This is a genomic window from Streptomyces sp. NPDC085866 (assembly GCF_044541035.1).
GTDB lineage: Bacteria > Actinomycetota > Actinomycetes > Streptomycetales > Streptomycetaceae > Streptomyces.
The window spans coordinates 179,067-201,461 of the sequence record NZ_JBITSQ010000018.1; the positions used below are offsets into that span (position 1 = coordinate 179,067).

Here is a 22,395-nt window from a genome sequence, read left to right on the forward strand (position 1 = left end):
GCGCGAGGAATGGGGGACCTTCGAAATGATCAGCAAAAGTCGAATAGGTGTCCGGGTCCGACGACTGAGAGCCGGGTACCTGTCTTCGGTACGCGCCCGGTTCCATGGCCGTCGGGACGCGGACGGTCTGCGGGAATTACTGGCGGACGCGTCAGCCGGAAGCGCGCCTTCCGACGACAGCCTGCCGCCCTACGTCCTGGGGCTTCGCGCACAGGTTCGGCACAGCACCGCACGGCTGCGGTCCCGCACGCTGGCACGGCACCGCGCGCTGCATGTCCGCATCCAGAGCGAGTCGGTGCGGGTGGTGACCCGGTACACCGAGCCCGTGGATCCGGCTCCGGCCGCGCTCGCCCGGTTCGGAGAGTGTGTCGGGGAGTGGCGCACGGCCGCCGCCGTCTGCCGTCAGCAGGCCCAGCAACTCGCCGATGAGGCGAACCAGTTGCTCGCCTGCTACTGGGACGCCGCCTGGGCCCGTGCCCGGAAGGACGACCAGGTCAGCGGGCGGCGGCCCACGGGCTGGCTGCCCGGGGAGATCGCCCTGGACGGCACCTGGGCCCGCCTCGACGACGGGCTGCTGAGCGACCGCTGGTACGTCCCGGACGCGCCGGGGCGCGACGCCGACCCGTCGGCGGTCGCACAGGCGTTGCACATCCTCGACCACCAGTCCGCGCGCGGCCGTTCGGGCCCGGCGCGGCACGGCGATGCCTCGAACGGCGTCCGCAGGTGATCACCGCTCATCGTCTTCCAGGAAGGCCAAGGACCATCATCGTGCAGCACTCGGCCCGGACCGGTCGTCGGTCCAGCGTCCGCGCCGCCCGCCGGCTCACCGTCCTCGTCCCGCTGGTGTGCGCGCTCGGCGCTCTCGTGTCCTGCAGCAAGCAGGAGGAAGCCCTCACCACCCCCTGCGGGCTGGTCGTCGACGGTTCGGGGTCGGCCGCCGCGGTGAAGGAGGGATTCGACTCGGAGGCCAAGCTGAAGGACAGCCTCATCGGGTTCCTCACCGACCAGAAGTGCGGAACCCTCGACTTCGCCCCCATCACCCGTTCCTCGCGCAGCTCGTCCTGCCGGCAGGACGAGGTGGACCTCGACCCGCCGCACGACGCGACCACCGACCAGAAGGTCCAGCGTGCCAACGCCCAGACGGCCGCGGCCGTCGCGGCCGTCGCCGAGCTCAAGTGCGCGCGCACGCAGAACGGTTCGGACGTGTGGGGGGCGCTGACCCGCATCGGGGAGTCCGTCCCCACCGACGGCCCGGCGCCGAAGCTGCTCGTGGTGAGCGACTTCGACCAGGCCGACCCGGAGTTCCATCTGTCGCGGCAGGACATCTCCACCAAGTCCGCGCGCGACAAGGTCATCGACTCGCTCGTGAACAAGCGTGGCCTGCCCGGCCTCAAGGGGATGGACGTCTTCCCGGTCGGGCTCGGCATGCAGTACAAGGCGAAGCCCAGCGAGGCCGACGACTTCGAGTCCTTCTGGACCGAGGCACTCGAGGGGAGGGCCAAGGCACATGTCGACAACAAGTACAAGCGCTGACGAGCCGCAACCGCGCCGGCGGCGGATCGCGCGCTATCTGCCGTTCACGGGCCGGACCACACAGCCGGGCACCGGGACCCGGCCCGGGCCCGCCGCCACCGGCGCGCGCACCAGCCGGCTGCCCCTGGTCATCGACGACCGGGGGGAACGCGGACTCCTGGAGGACGCCAAGAAGAGGGGCCGGCTGGACGCCCGGCGCAGGACGCTGGACCCGTGGGTGCTGAACAGCGGCGACCGGGTGCCGTACTTCGCGGAACTGGCGTCCGTGCGGGACGCCGTCGTCCACCGGATCGAGGAGGAGCTGAACCTCCAGGAGGAGGCGGCACGCCTCCTGGACGCCCAGTCGGGCTCCGACGTGACCGCCGGGGAGGCCGAGACCAGGATCCTGGTCGAGCGCCTGCGCGAGACCCAGCAGGAGATCGAGACGGCCCGCCGCCAGCTCGATCTGCTGGCGGTCCGTTCGGCCCGCTGGCTCCGCTTCCGGGACAGTTTGCGCGAGCGGGTGGAGGAGCGCTGGCTCCAGGCCCGTTTCCCGGAGGCGGCCGAGCCACGGACCGCCGGCTCCCGGAGCGCGGCGGAAGAACCCGGCATCCGGGAGGACGAACCGGAGCAGACCGCGGCCGGCCAGGACGCGGCGGCGGATCCGGGCGGCGACGACTGGCAGTCGGTGTCCACGACCGGCGCCGCTCCGGACGGCAGCGCCTCCGCGGCGATAGGGGAGGTGTACCGTGCCGCGCGCGCCGAGACCCGCGACACCGCGTCGGCCCACGGCTGGGAGGGGCTGCAGACCCGCCCCGGTCTGCCCCGGTGGATGACCTGGGCCCTGCTCGGCGTCATCATGGCCGTCGAGGTGCCGATCTACTGGGTCGCGTACCAGCCCTTCCACGGGGTCGGCAGCACGGGCGGGGACTTCATGTCCGGCGGGCTGGCGGTCTCGTCCGCCGTCATCATGCTGATCCTGCCGCACCTGTCGGGGCTCATGCTGCGGTGGCGCGCGGCGACGGGATCACCGCGCCGCGGGTGGATACCGGCGGTGTCGCTGCTCGGCGTGTGGGGCGGCCTGACCTGGGCGCTGGGCCTGCTCCGCGCCAAGTTCGTGACCCAGCACGACAGTCCGGGCCCCGCCAAGGGGGCCGGCGGCTTCCGCGGGATCGGCGGTTCCGCCGGCGACACCACGACGCTGGTGGACCGGCTGCACCTGTCGACCCAGACGGTGACCTGGCTGTTCTGTGCGCTGCTCCTGCTCTCGGGCGGTGTCGGATTCATGCTCGGCCTGTTCCGGGAACACCCCTTCCTCGACGCCTTCCGCACGGCGGTGGAGCGGCGTACGGGGCTGCTGCGGCGGCACGAGGAGAGCATCGCCGCCACCGAGCGGGCCCGGGCCGCCCAGGAGACGGCCGAGGACCGGCGGCAGGCCCGCTCGGAGGCCGCGAACGAGCGGATGGCCTCGGCCCGCAAGTTGTACGAGGCCGCCGCCGCCAGGTATCTGGGCGAGGTCATGACGGCGTCGAAGGATCCCGCCGTGACCGAGTCGGCGATGCGCCTGTCGCGGAACTGGCCACTGCTGCCGCCGTCGGTCCGCCGCGAACCGGCCCGGGACCGCTGAACGGCCGGTGGACGCCGGACCGGTGCGCCGGTCACGCAAAGGCCCCGACCCGCTGATGTGGGTCGGGGCCTTTGCGTTGCGTCACCTGCGGTCGCGGTGTCCGCTCACTCCTCCGGTCACTCCTCCGGCACGGAGATGACCGCGTGCAGCGGTGCCAGCAGCCGGTTGACCTTGTGCACGTCGTCCGTCGACGCCAGCCGGAGGCACTCCTGCGGGCTGGGGTCGAGCGGGCCGACCGGGCAGCGGTCCTGGAACAGCTGGAGCGCCGGGCGGGGCCTGCAGCGCCTGGACGTCCACCACAGGCCCTGCACATCGCTGCTGCGTTCACGGATCACCCGTACCCAGTAGCGGGTACCCGCGTACTCGTCGGTGTCGATCAGCCAGCCGTCCTGCCAGACGGCGGCCAGCCCCTCGGCGGTCGTGAGGTCCACCAGGGTGAGGTCGGCCGTGGTGCGGACCGCCGAGAGGACGTACCGGGACGCCTGCGCCCACGGAATCTGCCGCACCCCGCTGCCGTCGCTGAACTCGACCGACCTCAGCAGCACTTCGGACAGCGCGGTGACGGGGTCGAGGGCCGCGTAGAGGTAGGGGTACGGATCCTTCTCGGTGGGATCGAAGCGGCTGCCCTTGAAGAACTCGTGCGCGACGCTCGGGTTGAACTCGCCGGCCGCGTACTGCTCCTCATGGCACCGCCAGACGAGGGTGCCCGCCGGCACCACCGTGACCAACGGCTTCATCACGGCGCCCCTGGGCGGAAGTTGCCCCACCATCAGAGCGCCCCCACGAGTTCGGCGGCGGCGCGTTCCAGCTCCTCGTCGGGCAGGACGCCCAGCAGGTCCGCGGGGACGCCACCCAGCCACCGGTTGCCGCCCAGCCACCAGTCGGCGGCCCCCCACGGGTCCCGGTCCGCCCGGAGGAGTTCGTTGATCCGGCGGACGACGGGCAGCGGTTCGGCCGTGCCGGCCCTGAACTGAAAGCGTGGATAGCGGATTCCGCGGTCCGGATCGCGGAGTCCGATCAGACCGGCAGGTAAGTCCGCACCGCCGTGCAGCGCGGCGTGCTCGTCCTCGGTCAGCGCCGGTGCGGCGAGGAGCCGCCGGCGGGCCGCCCGCAGCAGTTCACCGGGGTCGGGCGGCGGGGTGCCGAGCACGTCGATCACCGCGTCGATCGTGGTGAGGCTGGGCAGTTCATGGGTGCCAGAGGCGTAGCGGTGGCCGCCGAGCGCCTCGGACACCGCGTGGTCGGGCGGCAGCGCGGACAACGTCCGCCTCAGCCGGCGTACGGCGCGTGCGACACCCGGCGGGTTCCCGGCGGCGGCCTCCTCCTTCATCTCCCGCAAGGTGCGGGAGAGCAGATGCAGGTCGTCGTCGTCGAGCCCGGTGATGACGGTGGTCCAGTGACTCTCCAGGAGCCTGAGCAGCTCCTCCGACGTCATACGCGCTCTCCTTCCTGGGGCCGGGCGGAACGCGCCGCCGGTGCGGGGTTGCCGTGGTGGACGAAGGCCGCCCAGGTGTCGGGGCGGTCCCGGAAGTCCTCCGTGAGGCGGCGGGCGGAGATGCCCTTCAGGCCGCGCACGGTCGGCCGCTCGCCGGGCGCGGTGAGCATCCAGCGCTGGGCGGCGCGCAGCGCGTCCGGCGGGGCGAGTCCCTGGGCGAGCGCGTCGTGCAGGACGAGCATGAGCACCTCGGACTGCTTGTCGTCGACCTTCCAGCGGGAGCCGACAGCGTCGGCGGCGAGCCGGTGCACCATGACCGAGGTGACGGTCAGGGCCTCGTCGTGATCGCGGGTGGTGAGGTCCGTCTCGCAGCCGCCGCACACGACGAGCGGCCCGGCCGACCGGAAGGCGTCGCCCTCGGCGGGCGTCTCCAGCAGGGTGCTCAGCGTGAGGGCCCCACCGGAGGCGGCCTCGGCCGGCGCGGCCAGCTGGAGGGCCGACCGGGTCGGGTCAGGACCCGCGAGCCCGTGACAGGCGATATGCACCAGGGAGGCGGGGACGGCGGCCCGGCCGCCCAGCAGGGCCAGCACCGTCTCCGGGGTGGCGGGGTCCTCGTCGGGGCGGTGGATCACGGCCCGCGGGTAGTAGACCTCGGCCAGCGTCTCGATCTCGTCCTCGGCCCACTCCAGGTCGTCCGTCCCGTGGAACACCAGGGCCGGCCGGTCGGCGGGGTCCATGCGCCCGCGGGCTGCGGCGCGCAGGAACTCCCGGCCGGACGCGGCGTGCGTGAGGACGGCGACCTCGCAGGCCCGCACGGCGCGCGGCGCGTCGTACGAGGCGGGCGGGCGCAGGACGGCCGCCTGCCAGGGCACGACCCCGAGTTCACCACAGGGCACCAGGACCAGCCGTACGGCCTGGGAGCCGACGGCATCGGCGGAGGCGCCGAGGAAGCCGGCCTCGACGAGGGCGCGGTCCCAGACCCCGAGGTGGTCCAGTGCGGGGCCGAGCACGTCGCCGGCCCACTCGCACATCCGGTCCAGGGCGCCGAGCCAGCGCCGCTCGGCGCGCCGGGTGTCCCTCGGGTTGACGGTGTCGGGGCTGTCGAGGGCGGCGGCCTCCAGGCGCTGCCGGTGCGCACCGGCCTCCAGGTACTCCGCCACGGGCGCGCGGCCGGCGGAGGCGAGGCCGGGCAGGGGCAGTGCCTCGACGGGGCCGTCGCGGGTGACGACCAGGACGGCCCCGTCCGGGCCGTCGACGCCGGGGACCAGGTAGAGCAGCGCGTCCGCTCCCGTCTCCCCCAGCCCGGCGCGCAGGTCGCCAACGGAGGCGAACACCGGCTGTACGTCGGCGTCGCCCTGCCCGCGCAGCACGTCCAGGGATCGGCGCCGCAGGTCACCGGGGAGATCGGGGGCACCCGCGCCCGCTTCGGCCAGCACCTCCAGCGGGGAGCGGTCCCGCAGGTCACCGGGGAGGCCGGTGCCCGTGCCCGCCGCGGCCGACAGCTCCAGGAGGGAGCGGTCCTCGGTCCGGTCCCAGGAGCGGTCGGCGGCGGCGCTGCGCCAGCGCTCGGCCAGTCGGGTCTCGCCGAGGGCCGCCAGGCGGTCGGCGACGCCCGCCGAGACCGCCGCCGCGCCGAGCACCAGGGAACGGCCCGCCTCCAGACATGCGATCGCCTCCTCGGTGAGCCCGGCTCGCAGCGCCCAGAAGGCCGCGCTGCGACCCCGGTCGGCTGCCGCGCGCGCGATGCGCAGGCCGCGGCGGACGCCCTGCTGGAGCAGTACGTCGTCGGCGGCGAGCCGGAGGGAGGTGTGGGCGAGGCCGACGGCGGCACGCAGCTCGTCGGCGTCGGGCGTGTCCGCCCGGAGGGTGGCGCGCTTGGCCCGGAGCACGGCCTGGTCCCAGGTGAGGCGGGCGCCGCTGGGCGTGCCGTCGGGCAGTTCCGCCAGGGCCTGTTCCAGCTCCGCGATCGCCTCGTCCAGCGGCTCGGGGTCTCCGGTGAGCATGTGCAGGGTGTCCAGGGCGATGGCGATGCCGCCACGCGACCTGGGCCGCCAGTCGGGGGTGAATCCGGGGCTCTCCAGGGCCTTCCTGGTGCGCCGCACGCCCTCGGCGATACGGCTGGGGTCCGACTCGGCGATCGCCGTCAGGGTGATCAGCGGGGCCCAGGTGCCGTCGAGGACGCCGCGCAGGGCGGGCATCTCCACCGAAGTCTCCACGGCCCGCTGGAGGTGGTGTGCGGCCGCGCGCAGGTGGTCCGTCCTGTCGTGCGCCGACGGAGCGAGCACGACGCGGCCCAGATAGGCGCTGCCGAGCACGAAGCCGAGCAGGGCGCCGGTCCATTCCTCGGCGCCGTCGTAGGTCTCGTCCAGCTCCACTTCGCACAGGGCGTCGATGACGTCCTCCACCGCCCCGTCGTCGCCGCTGTCCAGGGCGGACATCAGCTTCTCGTTCAGCCGGACGGTCTCCCCGCACAGGCGCAGCGAGGCGGCGGTGCGGCTCGCGGGGTCGTCGTCCCACTGCTGCGCTTCGAGCAGGGCCCGGGCCATGTCCTCGTCCTGCAGGCTGCCACCGGTGAGGGCGGCCGCGAGAAGCAGTCCGGGTACCACTGTGCGGAGCCATTCGGCGTGCACGCGGCTGTCGAGTTCCCCCTTGGCATGAGCCTCGTGCATGAGCCGGAACGCTTCCCGGAACCCCTCCAAGTCCCCGGTGCGGGCGGCGAGGGTGGCATGGAAGAGGGCGGCGACCATCCTGGACGGCAGGGGGGTGCTGCCGTCCTCCCCCTGCGTGGGATCCCCCTCTCCGGACAGTTCGGCGAGCAGCCTGGGCAGTTCGTGCGGCGCGACGGTTCCGGGTGACATCACCTCTGCCAGGGCGAGGAGTTGGGTTCGGACGTGCTGGGTTTCCCGAGCTTCGTCGGGGTCGTCGAACGGCGCGACGCCGGTTGCCCCCGTCTCCGGGAGCGCCGCGAGGCCGTCCTCGAGCATGGAAGTCATCACCGGCATCAGGACGCGCAGCGGCGGCGGCAGCGCCCTGCCCGACATGGTGGCGAGGAGGTGCCGGACCCCTCTGACGACCGCGTCCGTCTCACCCTTCAGCAGCGCATCGGTCAACGCGCCCAGACCCTGCAGATTGTCACGCTCTTCGGGTGTCATGCGCTCCTGGTGACGTTCGAGCAGCAGCCGCACGAGCAGACCGGTGTCCTCCACCATGCCCGAACCGCCGTGTGCGAGGGGGGTTCCGACCGCGAGCATGGACATCAGCTGGTCGATGGTCCAGTGGCTCTCGGATCCGGGTGAAGCCTCGCGGTTCAGCCGCACCAGGCGCGAGCCGAGCACCAACACGAGGTCCCGGCGCGCGGCCTCCCGGTCCTCGTCGCCGAGCAGGGCCGACGTGCGGGCCCCGTCCAGGATTCGCACCGCGCGCTCCCGGTCGGCAGGGGCGCACTCCAGGGCGAACCTCAGGGCGAGGCACCTCCCGAGACGTGCCTCCACGACCGCGGCCGTCGCCTCACACCCCTGTTGCTGCGTCAACTCGGCGTGAATCGACTCCAGTTCCTCGACCATCCCATCGAGCCCCGGCCCTCGCGTCCCCTCGTACTCGTCCGGGTCGAGCGGGACGGAGATCCCGGCCGTGTGCCCGAGCACGTCGGCGGCGCGGTCGGCAGCTGGTACGTCCCCGGCATCACTCATGCGTCATCCCCTCCGCCGTCATGGTGCCCGTTCCCCCCGGTCCGGCGGCCGGTTGTCGCGCGCCTCCTCGGCATCCTGCCGGACAACGCCCGGTTCCCGGACGGATTCCGCCCGATCCATGGGGTGTTGAGGGTCGACGGGAGTCCCGGGTGGGCGTGTTCGGGGCGTGATCGGCTCCGGCCGTGGCGCCGGACAAGGGAAGTCGCCATGCTGGGTGCCCGGGAAGAATCCGGGAAGGAGAGGATGCGGTGACGGACTCCGCACCGGCGCCGGGCGCCCTCGAACCGTACGTGGAGACGACGCGGGACGACTACGCGGCGAGCTACACGACCGGCCTGCGGGTCGAGGCCGCGGACGACGGGGTGGCGGTGCTGCACGGCCGATGTCCGCGCTGCGGCTGCACGTTCACCTATACGCACACCGACCGGGTCTTCCGCTCCCTGCGCCGGACGCCCCGGCCGACGCACGTCCCGGTGCTCTGCGAGTGCCAGGCCGAACACCCTGGGCGTCCGCCCGAGGAGAAGGGGTGCGGCGCCTACTGGAACGTCCTCATGGGGCGCACATGACGCCGGGATGGCAGGTACGGCCGGGTCCTCCCGCGACCCCCGCCGACCGGCAGGCGGGGCGGCTGACCAGGCAGCTGCTCGCCGGTGAGCTGGCCCGTGCCCGGGAGGCGGCGCTCGCCTGGCGCAACGGGCTCGCGGCCCTCTTCGTCGGACTGCTCAGCTTCGGCCTGATCAAGGGCCGCACCGACGTGGGGAAACTGGCCTCCCCGTACGACGCCCTGGTGGGCGGCGCGCTGCTGCTGTGCCTGGTGTTCGGCACGCTCGGCGCGCTGCTGCTGCTCCGGGCGGCGCACGGGGCACCCACCGGTGTCCGGCTGCCCACCGGCGTACCCGCGGCGGCCACCGCGCTGCACCTGGGCGACCACATGGAGACCCGCCGCACGGTACAGGCCCTCACCCGTGGGGTCGTACTCACCATCGCCTGTGGGGCGATGCTCGTCACGGGGGTGGCACTGACCTGGTACGGCCCCGAGAAGGACGGCCCCCGGATCCTGGTGCGCACTCCCTCCGGAGAGGTGTGCGGCGAGCCGGTGCGCACGGACGCCGGACGTCTGCTCGTGAAGACGGACACCGGTGAGGTCACGGTGCGACTCGCCCAGGCCGAGGCCGTGGCCGCGGTCGACACCTGCCCCGGGGGCTCGTCCCCCGAGTGACCGCGGGCACCGGAGCGGGCCGGGGCAGGACGGAACGGGCTGCAGCGGGGCGGACCGCTTCCCGGCGGCGGGCCCCACCGCCGACGCCCCCGGCAGACCGGCCACCGGTCAAGGGCATCGCTCAGACCGGGCGCCGGTCAGGCCCCCTCCGACCGGTCAGCAGCGTCGGAGGAACGGGCCCCAGCACGGTCGGTCCACCTCCCGACGGCAGGCCCCACCGCCGACGCCCCCGGCAGACCGGCCACCGGTCAAGGGCATCGCTCAGACCGGGCGCCGGTCAGGCCCCCTCCGACCGGTCAGCAGCGTCGGAGGAACGGGCCCCAGCACGGTCGGTCCACCTCCCGACGGCAGGCCTCGCCGCCGACGCCACCCGGCAGACCGGCCACCGGCCGAACCGGCCACCGGTCAAGCAGGGCATCGCTCAGACCGGGCGCCGGTCAGACCAGGCACACCGGGCGGCCCGACGGCAGCCACCCCTCTCTCAGGCGGCCTCCGCCGCCTCCTCCCTCCGTCCCGTCAGCACAGTCAGCACCACGTACAGCACCAGCGAGGTGCCGAGGCCCACCGCCCAGCCGTAGTCGGCGAGGGACTTGAGCGCCGGGATGGGACGGCCGTCGATCAGGGGGTGGAAGTCGGCGCCGCCGATCGCGAGGATGCCGCCGGCCAGGAAGGCGACCACCGCCCGCCAGTTCCAGCCGCCGGCGTACCAGTAGCGGCCGCCCGCGCGGTACAGGTCGGCGAGGGCGAGGCGGGTGCGGCGCAGGATCCAGTAGTCGGCCACGAGGATGCCCGCGACCGTGCCGAGCAGGCCTCCGACCAGGCCGAGCCACGTGAAGATGTAGCCCTGCGGGTCGGAGTACAGCTTCCACGGGAAGATCAGCACGGCGAGGACCGAGGTGATCAGGGCGCCGGTGCGGAAACTGACCCTGCGGGGCGCGACGTTGGAGAAGTCGAAGGCCGGGGAGACCAGGTTGGCCGCGATGTTCACGGAGAGGGTCGCCACCAGCACGGTGACCAGGGCGTAGACCAGGCCGACCACGTTGTCCGTCTTGGCGGCGAGCTGGACCGGGTCCCAGACCGGCTTGCCGTAGACCGCCTGTGAGCCGGAGGTGACGAGCACGGAGAGGAAGGCGAAGAGGGTCATCGTGGTCGGCAGACCGAGGGCCTGCCCCCAGGTCTGGGCCTTCTGGCTCTTGCCGTAGCGGGTGAAGTCAGGGATGTTCAGGCTCAGCGTGGACCAGAAGCCGATCATTCCCATCAGTGACGGCCAGAACAGCTTCCAGAACTCGCCGCCCCAGCCCAGCTTGGAGGGCTGGTCGAACAGCGGGCCGACTCCGCCGGCCTTGCTGCTCATCCACCACAGCATCACGAACGCGCCGACGAGCACGAAGGGCGCGGCCCAGTTCTCGAAGCGGCGGATGGTCTCCATGCCCCGGTAGATGATGGCGACCTGGATCACCCAGAAGATCGCGAACGACAGCCACATGGTCCAGGCGTAGCCGCCGATGTGCGAGGCGTTCGCCCAGCTGTCGCCGATCAGCTTGCCGGCCAGGAAGTAGATGGCCTCACCGCCGATCCAGGTCTGGATGCCGAACCAGCCGCAGGCCACCAACGCCCGTACGAAGGCAGGCAGGTTGGCGCCGCGCACGCCGAAGGAGGCGCGGGCGAAGACCGGGAAGGGGATGCCGTACTTGGGTCCCGCGTGCCCGGTGAGCAGCATCGGGACGAGGACGATCAGGTTGGCCAGGGCGATGGTGAAGACGGCCTGCTTCCAGTCCATGCCCACCGCGATCAGCCCGGACGCGAGGGTCCAGGAGGCCGTGTTGTGGGCCATGCCGACCCACAGCGCGGAGAAGTTGTATGTCGTCCAGGTGCGCTTCGCCACGGGGACGGGGAGCAGGTCCTCGTTGGCGTAGGGGCCGCTGGGCTGCGGCGAACCAGGGGCGATCTCCACCCGGCCGTCGGCGCGGGTGACTTGAGCGGTCGGCGGTATGGCCGTGGGAGCGGTGTCGGTCATGAGCAGGCCAATCGAACAGAGGGGTGGGACGGGGAAAGGCCGTGCGGGTGGCTCCGAGGGGGGTGCGCCCCGACCTCAGGTGAGGGGAAAGCGCCCTGGCCCCCTTCCCGGGACGGCGGGAAGGGGGAGATCAACCGGTGTGCTGCGGTCAGGCGTTGACGGCCGTGATCACCGTCGTGCCGTAGGCGTCGATGGTGGCTTCCTGGGCGTCGTGCATGTCGTACACCGCGAACTGGTCGACGCCCAGTTCGCGCAGTGCGGTGAGTTTCTCGACGTGCTTCTCGGCCGGCCCGATGACGCAGAACCGGTCGACGATCTCGTCGGGCACGAACTCGGTGTCGGGGTTGTCGCTGCGCCCGTGGTGCGAGTAGTCGTACCCCTCGCGGGCCTTGATGTAGTCCGTGAGTTCGTCGGGGACCTGGCCGGAGTGCTCGCCGTACTTGGCGACCAGGTCGGCCACGTGGTTGCCGACCATGCCGCCGAACCACCGGCACTGGTCGCGCGCGTGGGCGAGCGCCTCGGGCGAGTCGTCCGCGGTGACGTAGGCAGGGGCGGCCACGCAGATCGTCACCTCGGACGGATCACGGCCGGCGGCGACGGCCGCGTCCTTCACGGCCTTCACCATGTACTCGGTCAGGTACAGGTCGGACAGTTGGAGGATGAACCCGTCGGCCTCCTCGCCGGTCATCTTGAGCGCCTTGGGCCCGTACGCGGCCATCCACACGGGGAGTTCGGCACCCGGCTTGATCCACGGGAACCTGACGACCGTACCGCCGAGGTCGGCCTCGTCCCCGCGGCCGAGGGCCCGGATGACCTTCATGGCCTCGCTGATCCGGGCCAGGGTGTTGGGCTTGCGGCCGGCGACGCGCATCGCGGAGTCGCCGCGGCCGATGCCGCAGACGGTGCGGTTGCCGAACATGTCGTTGAGGGTGGCGAAGGTGGAGGCGGTGACCTCCCAGGTGCGGGTGCCCGGGTTGGTGACCATCGGGCCGACCGTCAGCTTCGAGGTGTTGGAGAGGATCTGACTGTAGATCACGAACGGCTCCTGCCAGAGCACGGCGGAGTCGAAGGTCCAGCCGTACGTGAAGCCGTTGCGCTCGGCCCGCTTCATCAGGCTGATGACGCGGGAGGCCGGCGGGTCGGTCTGCAGGACGAGTCCGAAGTCCATGGTGCGCGACTCCTAGTTGAGGTACTGACAGGTGGAGCGCGGGGTGTAGACGCCGTGTCCGGCGTGTCCGGTGTACTCCCGCTCGGTGATGACGGGTTCGCCGCGCGAGAGCACGGTCTCGACCCGGCCGGTCGTCCGCCTGCCCTCGTACGCCGAGTAGTCGACGTTCATGTGGTGCGTCTGCGCGGACATGACCTGCTCGGCGTGCGGGTCGTAGATGACGACGTCGGCGTCGGCGCCCGGGGCGATGGTGCCCTTCTTCGGGTACATGCCGAACATACGGGCCGGGGTGGCGCACGCGATCTCGATCCAGCGGCGGCGGGAGATGTGCCCGTCGACGACGGCCTGGTGCAGCAGGTCCATCCGGTTCTCGACGCCCGGCAGACCGTTGGGGATCTTGGAGAAGTCGCCGCGGCCCAGCTCCTTCTGGCCCACGAAGCAGAAGGGGCAGTGGTCGGTGGAGACCACCTGGAGGTCGTTGGTGCGCAGGCCCTGCCAGAGCTTGGCCTGGTGTTCCCTGGGCCGCAGGGGCGTGCTGCAGACGTACTTGGCGCCCTCGAAGTCGGGCTCGGCGAGGTTGTCGGTGGACAGGAACAGGTACTGCGGACAGGTCTCGCCGAAGACGTTCAGCCCCTCGTCCCGGGCCCGCGCCAGCTCGGCGACCGCTTCCATCGCCGAGACGTGGACGACGTACAACGGAGCCCCGGCGACCTGTGCGAGCCGGATGGCGCGGTGGGTGGCCTCGGCCTCCAGGAGGGCCTTGCGCACCTCTCCGTGGAACCGCGGGTCGGTCTCGCCTCGCGCCAGGGCCTGTTCGACGAGCACGTCGATCGCGATGCCGTTCTCGGCGTGCATCATGATCAGGCCGCCGTTGTCGGCGGAGCGCTGCATGGCGCGCAGGATCTGGCCGTCGTCGGAGTAGAAGACGCCCGGGTAGGCCATGAACTGCTTGAAGCTGGTCACGCCCTCCTCGACCAGCAGGTCCATCTCCTTGAGCGTCTCGTCGTTCACATCGGAGACGATCATGTGGAAGGCGTAGTCGATCGCGCAGTTGCCCTCGGCCTTGGCGTGCCAGGCGTCCAGGCCCTCGCGCAGGGTGTGGCCGACGCTCTGCACCGCGAAGTCGACGATCGTGGTCGTCCCGCCCCAGGCCGCGGCGCGGGTGCCGGTCTCGAAGGTGTCGGAGGCGAAGGTGCCGCCGAACGGCAGCTCCATGTGGGTGTGGGCGTCGACGCCGCCCGGGATGACGTACTTCCCGGTGGCGTCGATGGCCCGCTCGGCGGTGAACGCCTCGGCGGCGGGGGTGCCGGAGGCGGCGAGGGCGGCGATGCGGCCGTCCTCGATCAGCACGTCGGCGTGGATCTCGTCGGACGCGGTGATGACGAGACCACCGCGGATGACGGTACGGCTGCTCATGGTCCCTCTCCTGCCAGGGTGGACTGTGCGGTCAGGGTGCGGTCAGCGGCGTGTACGCCCCCGGGGCCCGGTCGCGGTAGAACTGCCAGCGGTCGCGGACCTCGCGGAGTTTGGCCAGGTCCAGGTCTCGAACGACGAGTTCGGTCTCCTTGTCGCTCGCCACCTCGCCGACGAACTGGGCCTCGGGGTCCACGAAGTAGGTCGTGCCGTAGAAGTCGTTGTCGCCCAGGTCCTCCACACCGACCCGGTTGATCGCGCCGACGAAGTACTCGTTGGCGACGGCCGCCGCCGGCTGCTCCAGCTGCCACAGGTAGCGGGACAGTCCGCGTGAGGTGGCCGACGGGTTGAAGACGATCTCGGCACCGCCGAGACCGAGCGCCCGCCAGCCCTCCGGGAAGTGCCGGTCGTAGCAGATGTACACGCCGATCCTGCCGACGGCCGTGTCGAAGACGGGCCAGCCGCTGTTGCCCGGACGGAAGTAGAACTTCTCCCAGAATCCCTGTACTTGGGGGATGTGGGTCTTGCGGTACTTGCCCAGGTAGGAGCCGTCCGCGTCGATCACGGCCGCGGTGTTGTACAGGACCCCCGGCTGCTCCTCCTCGTACATCGGCAGGACGAGGACGATGCCCAACTCCTTCGCGAGCGCCTGGAAGCGCTTGACGGTGGGGCCGTTCGGGATCTGCTCGGCGTACTCGTAGAACGCCTTGTCCTGGACCTGGCAGAAGTAGGGGCCGTAGAACAGCTCCTGGAAGCACAGCACCTGGGCGCCCTGCGCGGCCGCGTCGCGAGCCGCCTGCTCGTGGACCTGGATCATGGATTCCTTGTCGCCGGTCCAGGCCGTCTGGAACAGGGCGGCACGGATCACTCGGCTCATCGGGACCTCCGGTAGCTCGGTGTTCGGTGAGCCTAGAAAGTCCGAACGGGCCGTTTGAGTGGCAGCGTGTCACGTCTGCGGGCGGTCGGCGTGCCACCGTGTCACGCGTCTGCGAGCCCATGTTTCACCGCCGTTTTCCCAGGTCGTAGCATGTTTCACCCCTGTTGCGCGTCATGCGCGAGGAGCGCGATGTGCACGGAGGCCGCCTGCTCGAAGTCGTCGAGGTCGACGCCCAGCCGGGTCTGTATCGCCTCCAGGCGCCGGTACAGGGCGGGCCGGGAGACGTGGTGGAGCTGGGCGGTACGGGACTTGTTGCGCCCGGTCGCCAGGTAGGTGCGCAGCACGTTCAGCAGCTCCTGGTCGGCCCCGCACAGCAGTCCGTCCAGCTCGCGCTCGGCGAAGGACTGCACCTGCGGATCGTCCCTGAGCAGCCGGATCAGGCCGCGCAGATGGACGTCCCGCAGGCGCACGACGGCCGGCAGGTCGAGGGCGGTCGCCGAGTCGGCCACGGCGTCGGCGACATGCCGGGCCTCGCGCAGCCCGGCCGGCACGTCGTCCCAGTCGGTGCGCGGATCGGCGGCGGCGACCACCGTGTTCGGCAGACCGGTCTCGGTTCGCAGCCGGGCCGCGAAGTGCGCGGTCAGCGCGTCGGCCTGCTGGTCGCGGGCGAGGCTGAGCAGTACGGCGGTGGCGCCGTCGGCCAGTTCGGCGACCAGCCCGGGCAGCCCCAACACCCGTAGCATCCGCTCGAGTTGGCCCGGCTCCCCGGCCGGGACGACGAGGGGCACGAAGGTCCGCCGGTTCACCGGCAGCCCGGCCGCCCGCGCCCGGGGCAGCAGTTGCCTGGCCGGTACGACTCCGGAGACGAGGTCGGTCACCAGGCTCTGCGCGGACTGTTCCTCCCAGGTGTGGGCGGAGCCGCCGCCGAGCATGCGGTGCAGGACCAGGGCCTCGGCGGCCCGGTCGGCGAGCAGCCGCCCGGTGGCCGTGTCGCCCCGGTACCCGCACAGCAGCAGCCGGCCCCAGCGCTCCCCGCGGCCGCCCAGTTCGGCGCGGATCCAGCCGTCACCCACGCTGCCGCCGGCCTGCCGGGCGATCCGCTCCCAGTCGCGCAGCACGTCGTCCACCGCGGGCCGCTCCCCCGCCGTGGCGAGGACGCGGTGGGCGAGGTTGGTGACGACGACCGGGCAGCCGCTGTGCTGGGCGACCTCGTCGAGCAGCCGCTGCAGCGGAGCGCCCGCGGTGATCAGCCCGGTGAGTGCGGTCCGTACGGTCTCCGACAGGCTCACGGCGGCGAACTTCCGCCGCACCAGCCGGGACTGGACCTCCTCCGTCAACTCGGCGAAGGGGAACGGCCGGTGCAGCACGACCATGGGCAGCCCGCACCGCTCGGCGGCCCGGCGCATCACCTCGGGCGGCGTGGGGAAGGCCCGGCCGAGCCCGAGTACGACGGCCGCTGCCTCCGCCCGGTGCAGGGACTGGATGTACTCGACCTGCTTGGCCTCGTCACCGGCGAGCAGCACACCGGTGGTGAGCACCATCTCACCGCCGCTGAGCATCACACCGACGTCGGCGGCCTCGGCAACGTGCACCCAGCGCACGGGCCGGTCGAGCTGCCCGGCCCCGGCCACCACCTCGGGCTCCCCGGCCTGCACCCGCTCCAGGGTGAGCACCTGGCGGACGGAGAGGGCGGGTTCGAAGCCGCTGTGCGAGGTCACCGAGGTGGTGGTCATGGCGGTACACCCGTTCTCTAGTACGTGCTCCTCAGTGCGCGTTCGAGGATCGCCGCGCCCTCCTCGGCCTCCGCGACGGTCAGTGACAGCGGCGGGGCGATGCGCAGGGCGCTGGTGTTGTGGCCGCCGCCCTTGCCGATCAGCAGGCCGCCCTCGCGGGCCGCCTCCAGGACGGCGGAGGCCGCCTGTGGGTCGGCCTCGTCCGTGCCCGGCTTGACCAGTTCGACACCGATCATGAGTCCGCGCCCGCGCACCTCCCGCACGCCCGGCAGCTGGGCGGCGACGGCCCGCAGCCGCTCGATGAGCAGTCCGCCGACGCGCCGGGCATTGCCCTGCAGGTCGTGTTCGACGAGGTAGGTGAGGTTGGCGAGGCCGGCGGCCATGGTGATCTGGGTGCCGCCGAACGTCGAGATGCTGTTGGCGTCCAGGCAGTTCATGATCTCGGCGCGGGCGATCACCCCGCCGATGGACGCGCCGTTGCCGATGCCCTTGGCGAAGGTGATCATGTCCGGCGGGCCGCTGCGGGCGTGCGCCTGCCAGCCCCAGAAGTGGTCGCCGGTGCGGCCCCAGCCGGTCTGCACCTCGTCGGCGATCCACAGGATCCCCTGGGCGTTCAGCACCTCGCGGAAGGCCGCGTACAGCCCGTCCGGCGGGGAGGTGAAGCCGCCGACGCCCTGGATGGGCTCGGCGATCAGCGCGGCCGGCGGGCGAGTGTGCCCGAGGATGTCCTTCAGGTCCTCCACGCACGCATCGATGAACGCACGGTCGTCCAGCTCGGCGAAGGGGCCGCGGGTACGGACGCCGCCGTGCACGTACAGGGTCTGCAGCGGGGACAGCGAGGTCGGGGACCAGCCGCGGTTGCCGGTGATGCCGACCGCGCTGAAGGAGCGGCCGTGGTAGCTGTTGCGCATGGCCAGGACCGTGTTGCTGCGCCGGTAGGTGGTGGCGAGCAGCAGGGCGGTGTCGTTGGCCTCGGTGCCGGAGGTGGTGAAGAAGACACGGGCGTCCGGGATGCCGCTCAACTGGGCGATGCGTTCGGCCAGTTCCACCATCGGCCGGTTGAGGTAGAGGGTCGAGGAGTGGATGATCCGGCCGGCCTGCTCGCTGACCGCCTTGGTCACCTCGGGCACGGCGTGCGCGGTCATGGTGGTGAGGATGCCACCGAAGAAGTCCAGGTACTTGTTGCCGGCCGAGTCCCAGACATGGCGGCCCTCGCCGTGCGTGAGTTCCAGCGGCTCGTCGTAGTAGAGGGCGAGCCAGTCGGGCAGGACACCCCGGTGGCGGGAGTAGAGGTCGTTCACGGCTGCACCAGCCCTTCGTAGGCGTCGGGACGGCGGTCGCGGTAGAAGGCCCACTGCTGCCGCACTTCGTCGATGAGGTCGAAGTCCAGGTCCCGGACGACGAGTTCCTCGTCCTTGTCACTGGCGACGTCGCCGACGAACCGGCCGCGCGGGTCGACGAAGTACGACGTCCCGTAGAAGTCGTTGTCCCCGTACTCCTCCTGCCCCACCCGGTTGATGGCGGCGACGAAGTACTCGTTGGCGACGGCCGCGGCGGGCTGTTCCAGCTGCCACAGGTACGAGGACAGGCCTCGATGCGTGGCGGACGGGTTGTAGACCAACTGTGCGCCGTTCAGCCCCAGTTGCCGCCAACCCTCCGGGAAGTGGCGGTCGTAGCAGATGTAGACGCCCACTTTGCCGACGGCCGTCTCGAAGACCGGCCATCCCAGGTTGCCTGGTTTGAAGTAGTACTTCTCCCAGAAGCCCTTGACCTGGGGGATGTGGTGCTTGCGGTACTTGCCGAGGTAGGTGCCGTCGGCGTCGATCACGGCGGCGGTGTTGTAGTAGAAGCCGGACTGTTCGACCTCGAAGACGGGGACGACGACCACCATGCCGGTCTCGCGGGCCAGCTCCCGCATCCGCCGCACGGTGGGCCCGTCGGGCACCGGCTCGGCCCAGCGGTAGTGCTCCGGCTCCTGGACCTGACAGAAGTAGGGGGCGTTGAAGACTTCCTGGAACCCGATGATCTTCGCGCCCAGACGGGCCGCCTCGCGGGCGTGCTCCTCGTGTTTCGCCACCATGGACTCGGTGTCGCCGGTCCAGGTGGCCTGGACCAGTGCGGCACGTACGACGTTGGCCATGAGCTGCTCCTTCGACGCGACGTCCGAGCCTCTACGCCCGTAGAAACGGCCCGTAGAGGGACGAAAGTAAGCCTCGAGGAAGTCCTTGCCAAGACCATCGTCGTTAACCCGCTGAGTCGATCACGTTTCACACTCCTTAGGGTGAGCGGAAGGACGCTCAGGCGGCGAAGCCGGCGACCCGGAGGGCGTGCACCAGGTCCCAGTGGCGCTCCTCCGAGACACCCCGGGCGGCCTCCAGCAGGAGCGGGACGAGGCGGCGCGGGTCGGCACCGACACTGCGGGCGGCCTCCTCCGGCGTCCTGACCCGCACGTAGGCGTCCAGCAGGGCCCGTACCTCGCGTCCACGTCCCTGCGCGTCCAGCCCCAGCACGGCGGCGCCTATCTCCTCGGCGGGCCTGGCCACGCCCTGGCGCAGCATCTGCTGCCCGTCCGCGACCCGCCCGGCCGCCTCCAGCGCGTCGGCGGCGGCGACCAGCCGCTCGGCGGGCAGCGAGGCGGCCTCCCACAGCAGCGTGACCCAGTCGGCACCCAGCCCGGCACGCTGCAGCCGGTCCGCGAGCAGCGGGAACCGAGCGGCGGGCCACCGCGCGATCTCGACCAACAGCACATGCGCCTCACCGGTACGCCCCTCACCCCGCAGCCGCACCAACTGCTCCACGACCCCCGCGACGGCCGCCCCCGCCTCGGCGTCCACCACTGCTTCCACCGGCCCCTCGACCACCTCGGCCCCCTCCGCAGCCCCGGCGAACCGCGCCCCACGCGGTGTACGCCGTCCGACGGCCACCTCGGGTACGGCCGCAACAGGAGCCTGCGGTACGGCAGCCGGGGCGCCCGCGTCCTCGACCATCCCGGCGAACCGGGCACTGCCGCGGCGCCGCTTGCGGGGCTTGGCGGGGGTAGGTGCCTCAGGAGCGGCTCCAGGGGTGGTCTCGTGGGTGGGGGGCGCAGCGGGCGGAGGGACTGCCGGGTCGGCGTACGACATCGCGGACTGCGGGGCCGGATCCACCGCGGACTCCGCCGGACCGACCACAGGGCCGACATCGGACGCGGCGGGCCACGAGGACGGACCCCTCACGGACCCGGCCTGCCGGACCACCGGGCCGGCGTCCGGCACGGCGGGCCGAAGGGCGTGGTCGGCGACCGGCCCGGCGAACCAGGGGTCCCGACCGTCACCGGCGGACGCGGCGAGCCGTCCGTCGTGGTCGGCGGCCTGGGCATCGTGTGAGTGGAACGGGGCTGCCCCGGCTCCGGGCCAGGCGGCGCCAGGAGCCCCCGCTCCTGCGGGCGTGGCTGCCCCGCCGCCCCCGGCTGCCGCGGCGCGTCCGAAGCCCTCCGCACCAGACGTACGAGCCCCACCACCTGCCCCGGGACCGCCGAAGCCGTGAGCACCGGGCGTGAGCGGCCCCTCATCGCCACCCGCCCGCACGGCGCCGCCGAAGCCAGCACGCGACGCCGGCGGCGCACCACCGTCACCTACCGCCCCGCCACCGCCGAAGCCCTCCGTACGCGGCCCGCGCGACCCACCGCCCGCGTCCGCCCCCACGGCACCGGCGAGGGACCCGGCGGCAGCCCCATGACGCTCCGGCGTCACCGGTGCGCCGTCGGGGCCCGGCACTCCCCCGTGGCCGCCACCCCGGGCTTGCAACCCGTCCAGCAGCGGTACTTCCACCGCCCTGCGGTCCAGGTTCGCCATCCGGGCCTGGAGTTCGGCGCAGCGGGCGGTGGCTCGTTCGTGGTCGTCGTGGGCCCAGGCGAGGTCCAGGCGGAGGGCGTCGGCCTCCTCACGGGAGGGCGCCTCGGTGAGCAGGCGGTTCAGTTCGGCCTGGCGTTCCGCGGCGTACCGCTGTTCGCGGAGCATCACGTCGAGCCGGTCACGCAGGGCGTCCCGGGCGCCGGGCCGGGCGTCGTACGCCGAGACGGCGGCAGCGTGCAGGACGCGGGCGCGTTCCCGCTCGGCCGCGGCCGCGGCGGGGCCGAACGCAGCATGGAGGTCCTGCAGCAGCGCCTCGACCACGTCCCACGGCGGCACCTCACGCCCGTCGAGGCAGGCCTGCATGCCCTCGGGGTCGCGTTGCCAGAAGACCCCGCACCACCCCCCGCCCTGATCCAGGCGCCCCAGGAGGCCGTCCAGGTAGTTCGCGAACTCCCGCACTCGACCGGGGAGTTGATCCACAGCCATGCCCGACTCCCGCCCGACTGCCAGCACTCCGGCCGTCAGGCAACACCAGTCGTGTTACGGACTTGCTACGCAGAGTTTTCCGGGAGAGTGCGGGCGGCTCATTGCGGGATCTTGACTCTTGCGCGGACCGGCCCGCCACAGACGGGTTTCAGACACCCACCAGCACGCACCGGGCCACCAGCTCGTCCATGGACAGCCCGAGCACCCCGGCCAGCGCGGCCACCGTGAAGAAGGCCGGGGTCGGCGCCCGCCCGGTCTCGATCTTGCGGAGCGTCTCGGCCGAGACGCCCGCCTCCGCCGCGATCTCGGCCATGCTCCGCCCGCCGCGCGCCGCGCGCAGCAACTGCCCGAGCCGTTCGCCGCGTTCACGCTCTTCGGGGGTGAGAGGGGTGCGCACCATGCCACCCATTCTAATACCGCCCCCTCTCGTTGCCCCCATTCAAATACCGGTATAGTAATTGGCATGGTGGAACTGAAGACGGACACGTCCGTTGACGCGATGCACGCCGCGGGTCAGGTCGTCGCGCGAGCCCTGACAGCCGCACGAAAGGCCGCCGACGTCGGCGTCTCCCTGCTGGAGCTGGACGAGGTGGCCCGGGAGGTGCTGCGCGAGGCCGGGGCCTCCTCCCCTTTCCTCGGCTACCGCCCCTCCTTCGCCCCGACCCCCTTCCCGGCGGTGATCTGCGCCTCGGTCAACGACGCGATCGTGCACGGCATCCCCACCCGCTACCGCCTCCGCGACGGTGACCTCGTCTCCATCGACTGCGGCGCCGTTCTGGACGGCTGGGCCGGCGACTCGGCGATCAGCTTCACCGTCGGCCGCCCCCGTCCGGCGGACCTGAACCTCATCGACACCGCCGAGCGCGCCCTGGCGGCCGGCATCGAGGCAGCCGTCGTCGGCAACCGCATCGGCGACATCGCCCACGCGATCGGCCGGGTGTGCCGCACGGCGGGCTTCGGCATCCCGGCGGGCTTCGGCGGCCACGGCATCGGCCGCCGCATGCACGAGGACCCGGACGTCCCCAACGAGGGCCGCCCGGGCCGAGGCCTCCCCCTGCGCCACGGCATGGTCCTGGCGATCGAGCCCATGCTGATCGCCGGCGGCAAAGACGCCTACTACGAAGCCGACGACGGCTGGACCCTCCGCACGACCGACGGCTCCCGCGCGGCCCACACCGAGCACACGGTGGCGATCACGGAGACGGGTCCCAGGATTCTTACGGAACGGCAGCCGACCTGAAGGGGCGCGGGGCTGTATCAATACGCGGCTCCGCCGCGTGGGCACGACCAGCCAACGAATCCCGCAGCCACCACACCACACCAGGCCCACCATCACTGGGCACCCCGCACATGCCGTCGCAGACAACTCGTGCCAAGGTGTTATGA

The 22,395-nt window shown here is 72.2% G+C and carries 18 protein-coding genes; 6 read left to right on the forward strand and 12 right to left on the reverse strand.

The window, feature by feature from the left end; genetic code table 11:
- Window positions 1–325: 325 nt before the first annotated feature.
- From ACIF83_RS37140 to ACIF83_RS37150, 3 genes are read left to right on the forward strand one after another with little or no spacing between them, the layout of a single operon-like run.
- Window positions 326–727, forward strand: a complete 402-nt coding sequence (locus tag ACIF83_RS37140; protein ID WP_393481623.1) for a hypothetical protein — start codon at window positions 326–328, stop codon at window positions 725–727.
- A 41-nt stretch (window positions 728–768) separates the two neighbouring features.
- Window positions 769–1,533 (forward strand): hypothetical protein, encoded by a 765-nt coding sequence (locus ACIF83_RS37145; RefSeq protein WP_393481626.1) that lies wholly within the window; start codon window positions 769–771, stop codon window positions 1,531–1,533.
- On the forward strand, window positions 1,508–3,139 hold the full coding sequence (locus tag ACIF83_RS37150; RefSeq protein ID WP_399733830.1) for a hypothetical protein: 1,632 nt from the start codon (window positions 1,508–1,510) through the stop codon (window positions 3,137–3,139). The genes ACIF83_RS37145 and ACIF83_RS37150 overlap by 26 nt, the downstream gene beginning before the upstream one ends.
- Before the next feature lie 116 nt (window positions 3,140–3,255).
- Here the strand turns inward: ACIF83_RS37150 and ACIF83_RS37155 are convergent, their stop codons facing one another.
- Genes ACIF83_RS37155 through ACIF83_RS37165 form a run of 3 tightly spaced genes read right to left on the reverse strand, consistent with a single transcriptional unit; the run spans window position 3,256 to window position 8,263 of the window.
- Window positions 3,256–3,876, reverse strand: coding sequence for an RES family NAD+ phosphorylase (locus tag ACIF83_RS37155; RefSeq protein ID WP_399733833.1), 621 nt, complete (start codon window positions 3,874–3,876; stop codon window positions 3,256–3,258).
- A gap of 32 nt (window positions 3,877–3,908) precedes the next feature.
- Window positions 3,909–4,574, reverse strand: coding sequence for a hypothetical protein (locus ACIF83_RS37160; RefSeq protein ID WP_399733836.1), 666 nt, complete (start codon window positions 4,572–4,574; stop codon window positions 3,909–3,911).
- Window positions 4,571–8,263 carry a CHAT domain-containing protein gene (locus ACIF83_RS37165; RefSeq protein WP_399733839.1) on the reverse strand — a complete coding sequence of 1,231 codons (3,693 nt, stop codon included), beginning with the start codon at window positions 8,261–8,263 and terminating at the stop codon, window positions 4,571–4,573. Before ACIF83_RS37165 ends, ACIF83_RS37160 begins: the two co-directional genes overlap by 4 nt.
- Window positions 8,264–8,511: 248 nt before the next feature.
- Between ACIF83_RS37165 and ACIF83_RS37170 the strand changes: the two genes are divergently transcribed.
- Both ACIF83_RS37170 and ACIF83_RS37175 read left to right on the forward strand, forming a co-directional pair.
- A complete protein-coding gene (locus ACIF83_RS37170) occupies window positions 8,512–8,829 on the forward strand; it encodes a hypothetical protein (protein WP_386576159.1) in 318 nt (105 codons plus the stop codon).
- Window positions 8,826–9,482, forward strand: a complete 657-nt coding sequence (locus ACIF83_RS37175) for a hypothetical protein (protein WP_398140328.1) — start codon at window positions 8,826–8,828, stop codon at window positions 9,480–9,482. Before ACIF83_RS37170 ends, ACIF83_RS37175 begins: the two co-directional genes overlap by 4 nt.
- A 481-nt stretch (window positions 9,483–9,963) precedes the next feature.
- On the opposite strand, the gene ACIF83_RS37180 is transcribed toward ACIF83_RS37175, so the two are convergent.
- The 9 genes from ACIF83_RS37180 to ACIF83_RS37220 all read right to left on the reverse strand — a co-directional run bounded on the left by ACIF83_RS37180 (window position 9,964) and on the right by ACIF83_RS37220 (window position 21,409).
- A complete protein-coding gene (locus ACIF83_RS37180; protein ID WP_399733842.1) occupies window positions 9,964–11,499 on the reverse strand; it encodes an NCS1 family nucleobase:cation symporter-1 in 1,536 nt (511 codons plus the stop codon).
- A gap of 148 nt (window positions 11,500–11,647) precedes the next feature.
- The gene (locus tag ACIF83_RS37185; RefSeq protein ID WP_399733845.1) at window positions 11,648–12,667 is read right to left on the reverse strand and encodes a TIGR03842 family LLM class F420-dependent oxidoreductase; all 1,020 of its coding nucleotides are present in this window, start codon (window positions 12,665–12,667) and stop codon (window positions 11,648–11,650) included.
- 12 nt (window positions 12,668–12,679) lie between these two features.
- Window positions 12,680–14,083 (reverse strand): dihydropyrimidinase, encoded by a 1,404-nt coding sequence (gene hydA, locus ACIF83_RS37190; RefSeq protein WP_393481649.1) that lies wholly within the window; start codon window positions 14,081–14,083, stop codon window positions 12,680–12,682.
- Window positions 14,084–14,114: 31 nt separating this feature from the next.
- Window positions 14,115–14,957 carry a nitrilase-related carbon-nitrogen hydrolase gene (locus tag ACIF83_RS37195; RefSeq protein WP_393481652.1) on the reverse strand — a complete coding sequence of 281 codons (843 nt, stop codon included), beginning with the start codon at window positions 14,955–14,957 and terminating at the stop codon, window positions 14,115–14,117.
- Window positions 14,958–15,112: 155 nt separating this feature from the next.
- Complete coding sequence (locus tag ACIF83_RS37200; RefSeq protein WP_399733849.1) at window positions 15,113–16,690, reverse strand: PucR family transcriptional regulator; 1,578 nt, start codon at window positions 16,688–16,690, stop codon at window positions 15,113–15,115.
- Window positions 16,691–16,707: 17 nt separating this feature from the next.
- Window positions 16,708–17,991: an aspartate aminotransferase family protein gene (locus tag ACIF83_RS37205; RefSeq protein WP_393481657.1), complete on the reverse strand. Its 1,284-nt coding sequence runs from the start codon at window positions 17,989–17,991 to the stop codon at window positions 16,708–16,710.
- Entirely contained in the window at window positions 17,988–18,830 is an 843-nt protein-coding gene (locus ACIF83_RS37210; protein ID WP_393481663.1) for a nitrilase-related carbon-nitrogen hydrolase, read from the reverse strand. The genes ACIF83_RS37205 and ACIF83_RS37210 overlap by 4 nt, the downstream gene beginning before the upstream one ends.
- A 157-nt stretch (window positions 18,831–18,987) precedes the next feature.
- Window positions 18,988–21,009: a hypothetical protein gene (locus tag ACIF83_RS37215; RefSeq protein WP_399733853.1), complete on the reverse strand. Its 2,022-nt coding sequence runs from the start codon at window positions 21,007–21,009 to the stop codon at window positions 18,988–18,990.
- 148 nt (window positions 21,010–21,157) lie between these two features.
- A complete protein-coding gene (locus ACIF83_RS37220; protein WP_393481668.1) occupies window positions 21,158–21,409 on the reverse strand; it encodes a helix-turn-helix domain-containing protein in 252 nt (83 codons plus the stop codon).
- 63 nt (window positions 21,410–21,472) lie between these two features.
- On the opposite strand from ACIF83_RS37220, the gene map reads away from it, so the two are divergent.
- A complete protein-coding gene (gene map / locus ACIF83_RS37225; protein WP_393481671.1) occupies window positions 21,473–22,249 on the forward strand; it encodes a type I methionyl aminopeptidase in 777 nt (258 codons plus the stop codon).
- The last annotated feature ends 146 nt before the right edge of the window (window positions 22,250–22,395 follow it).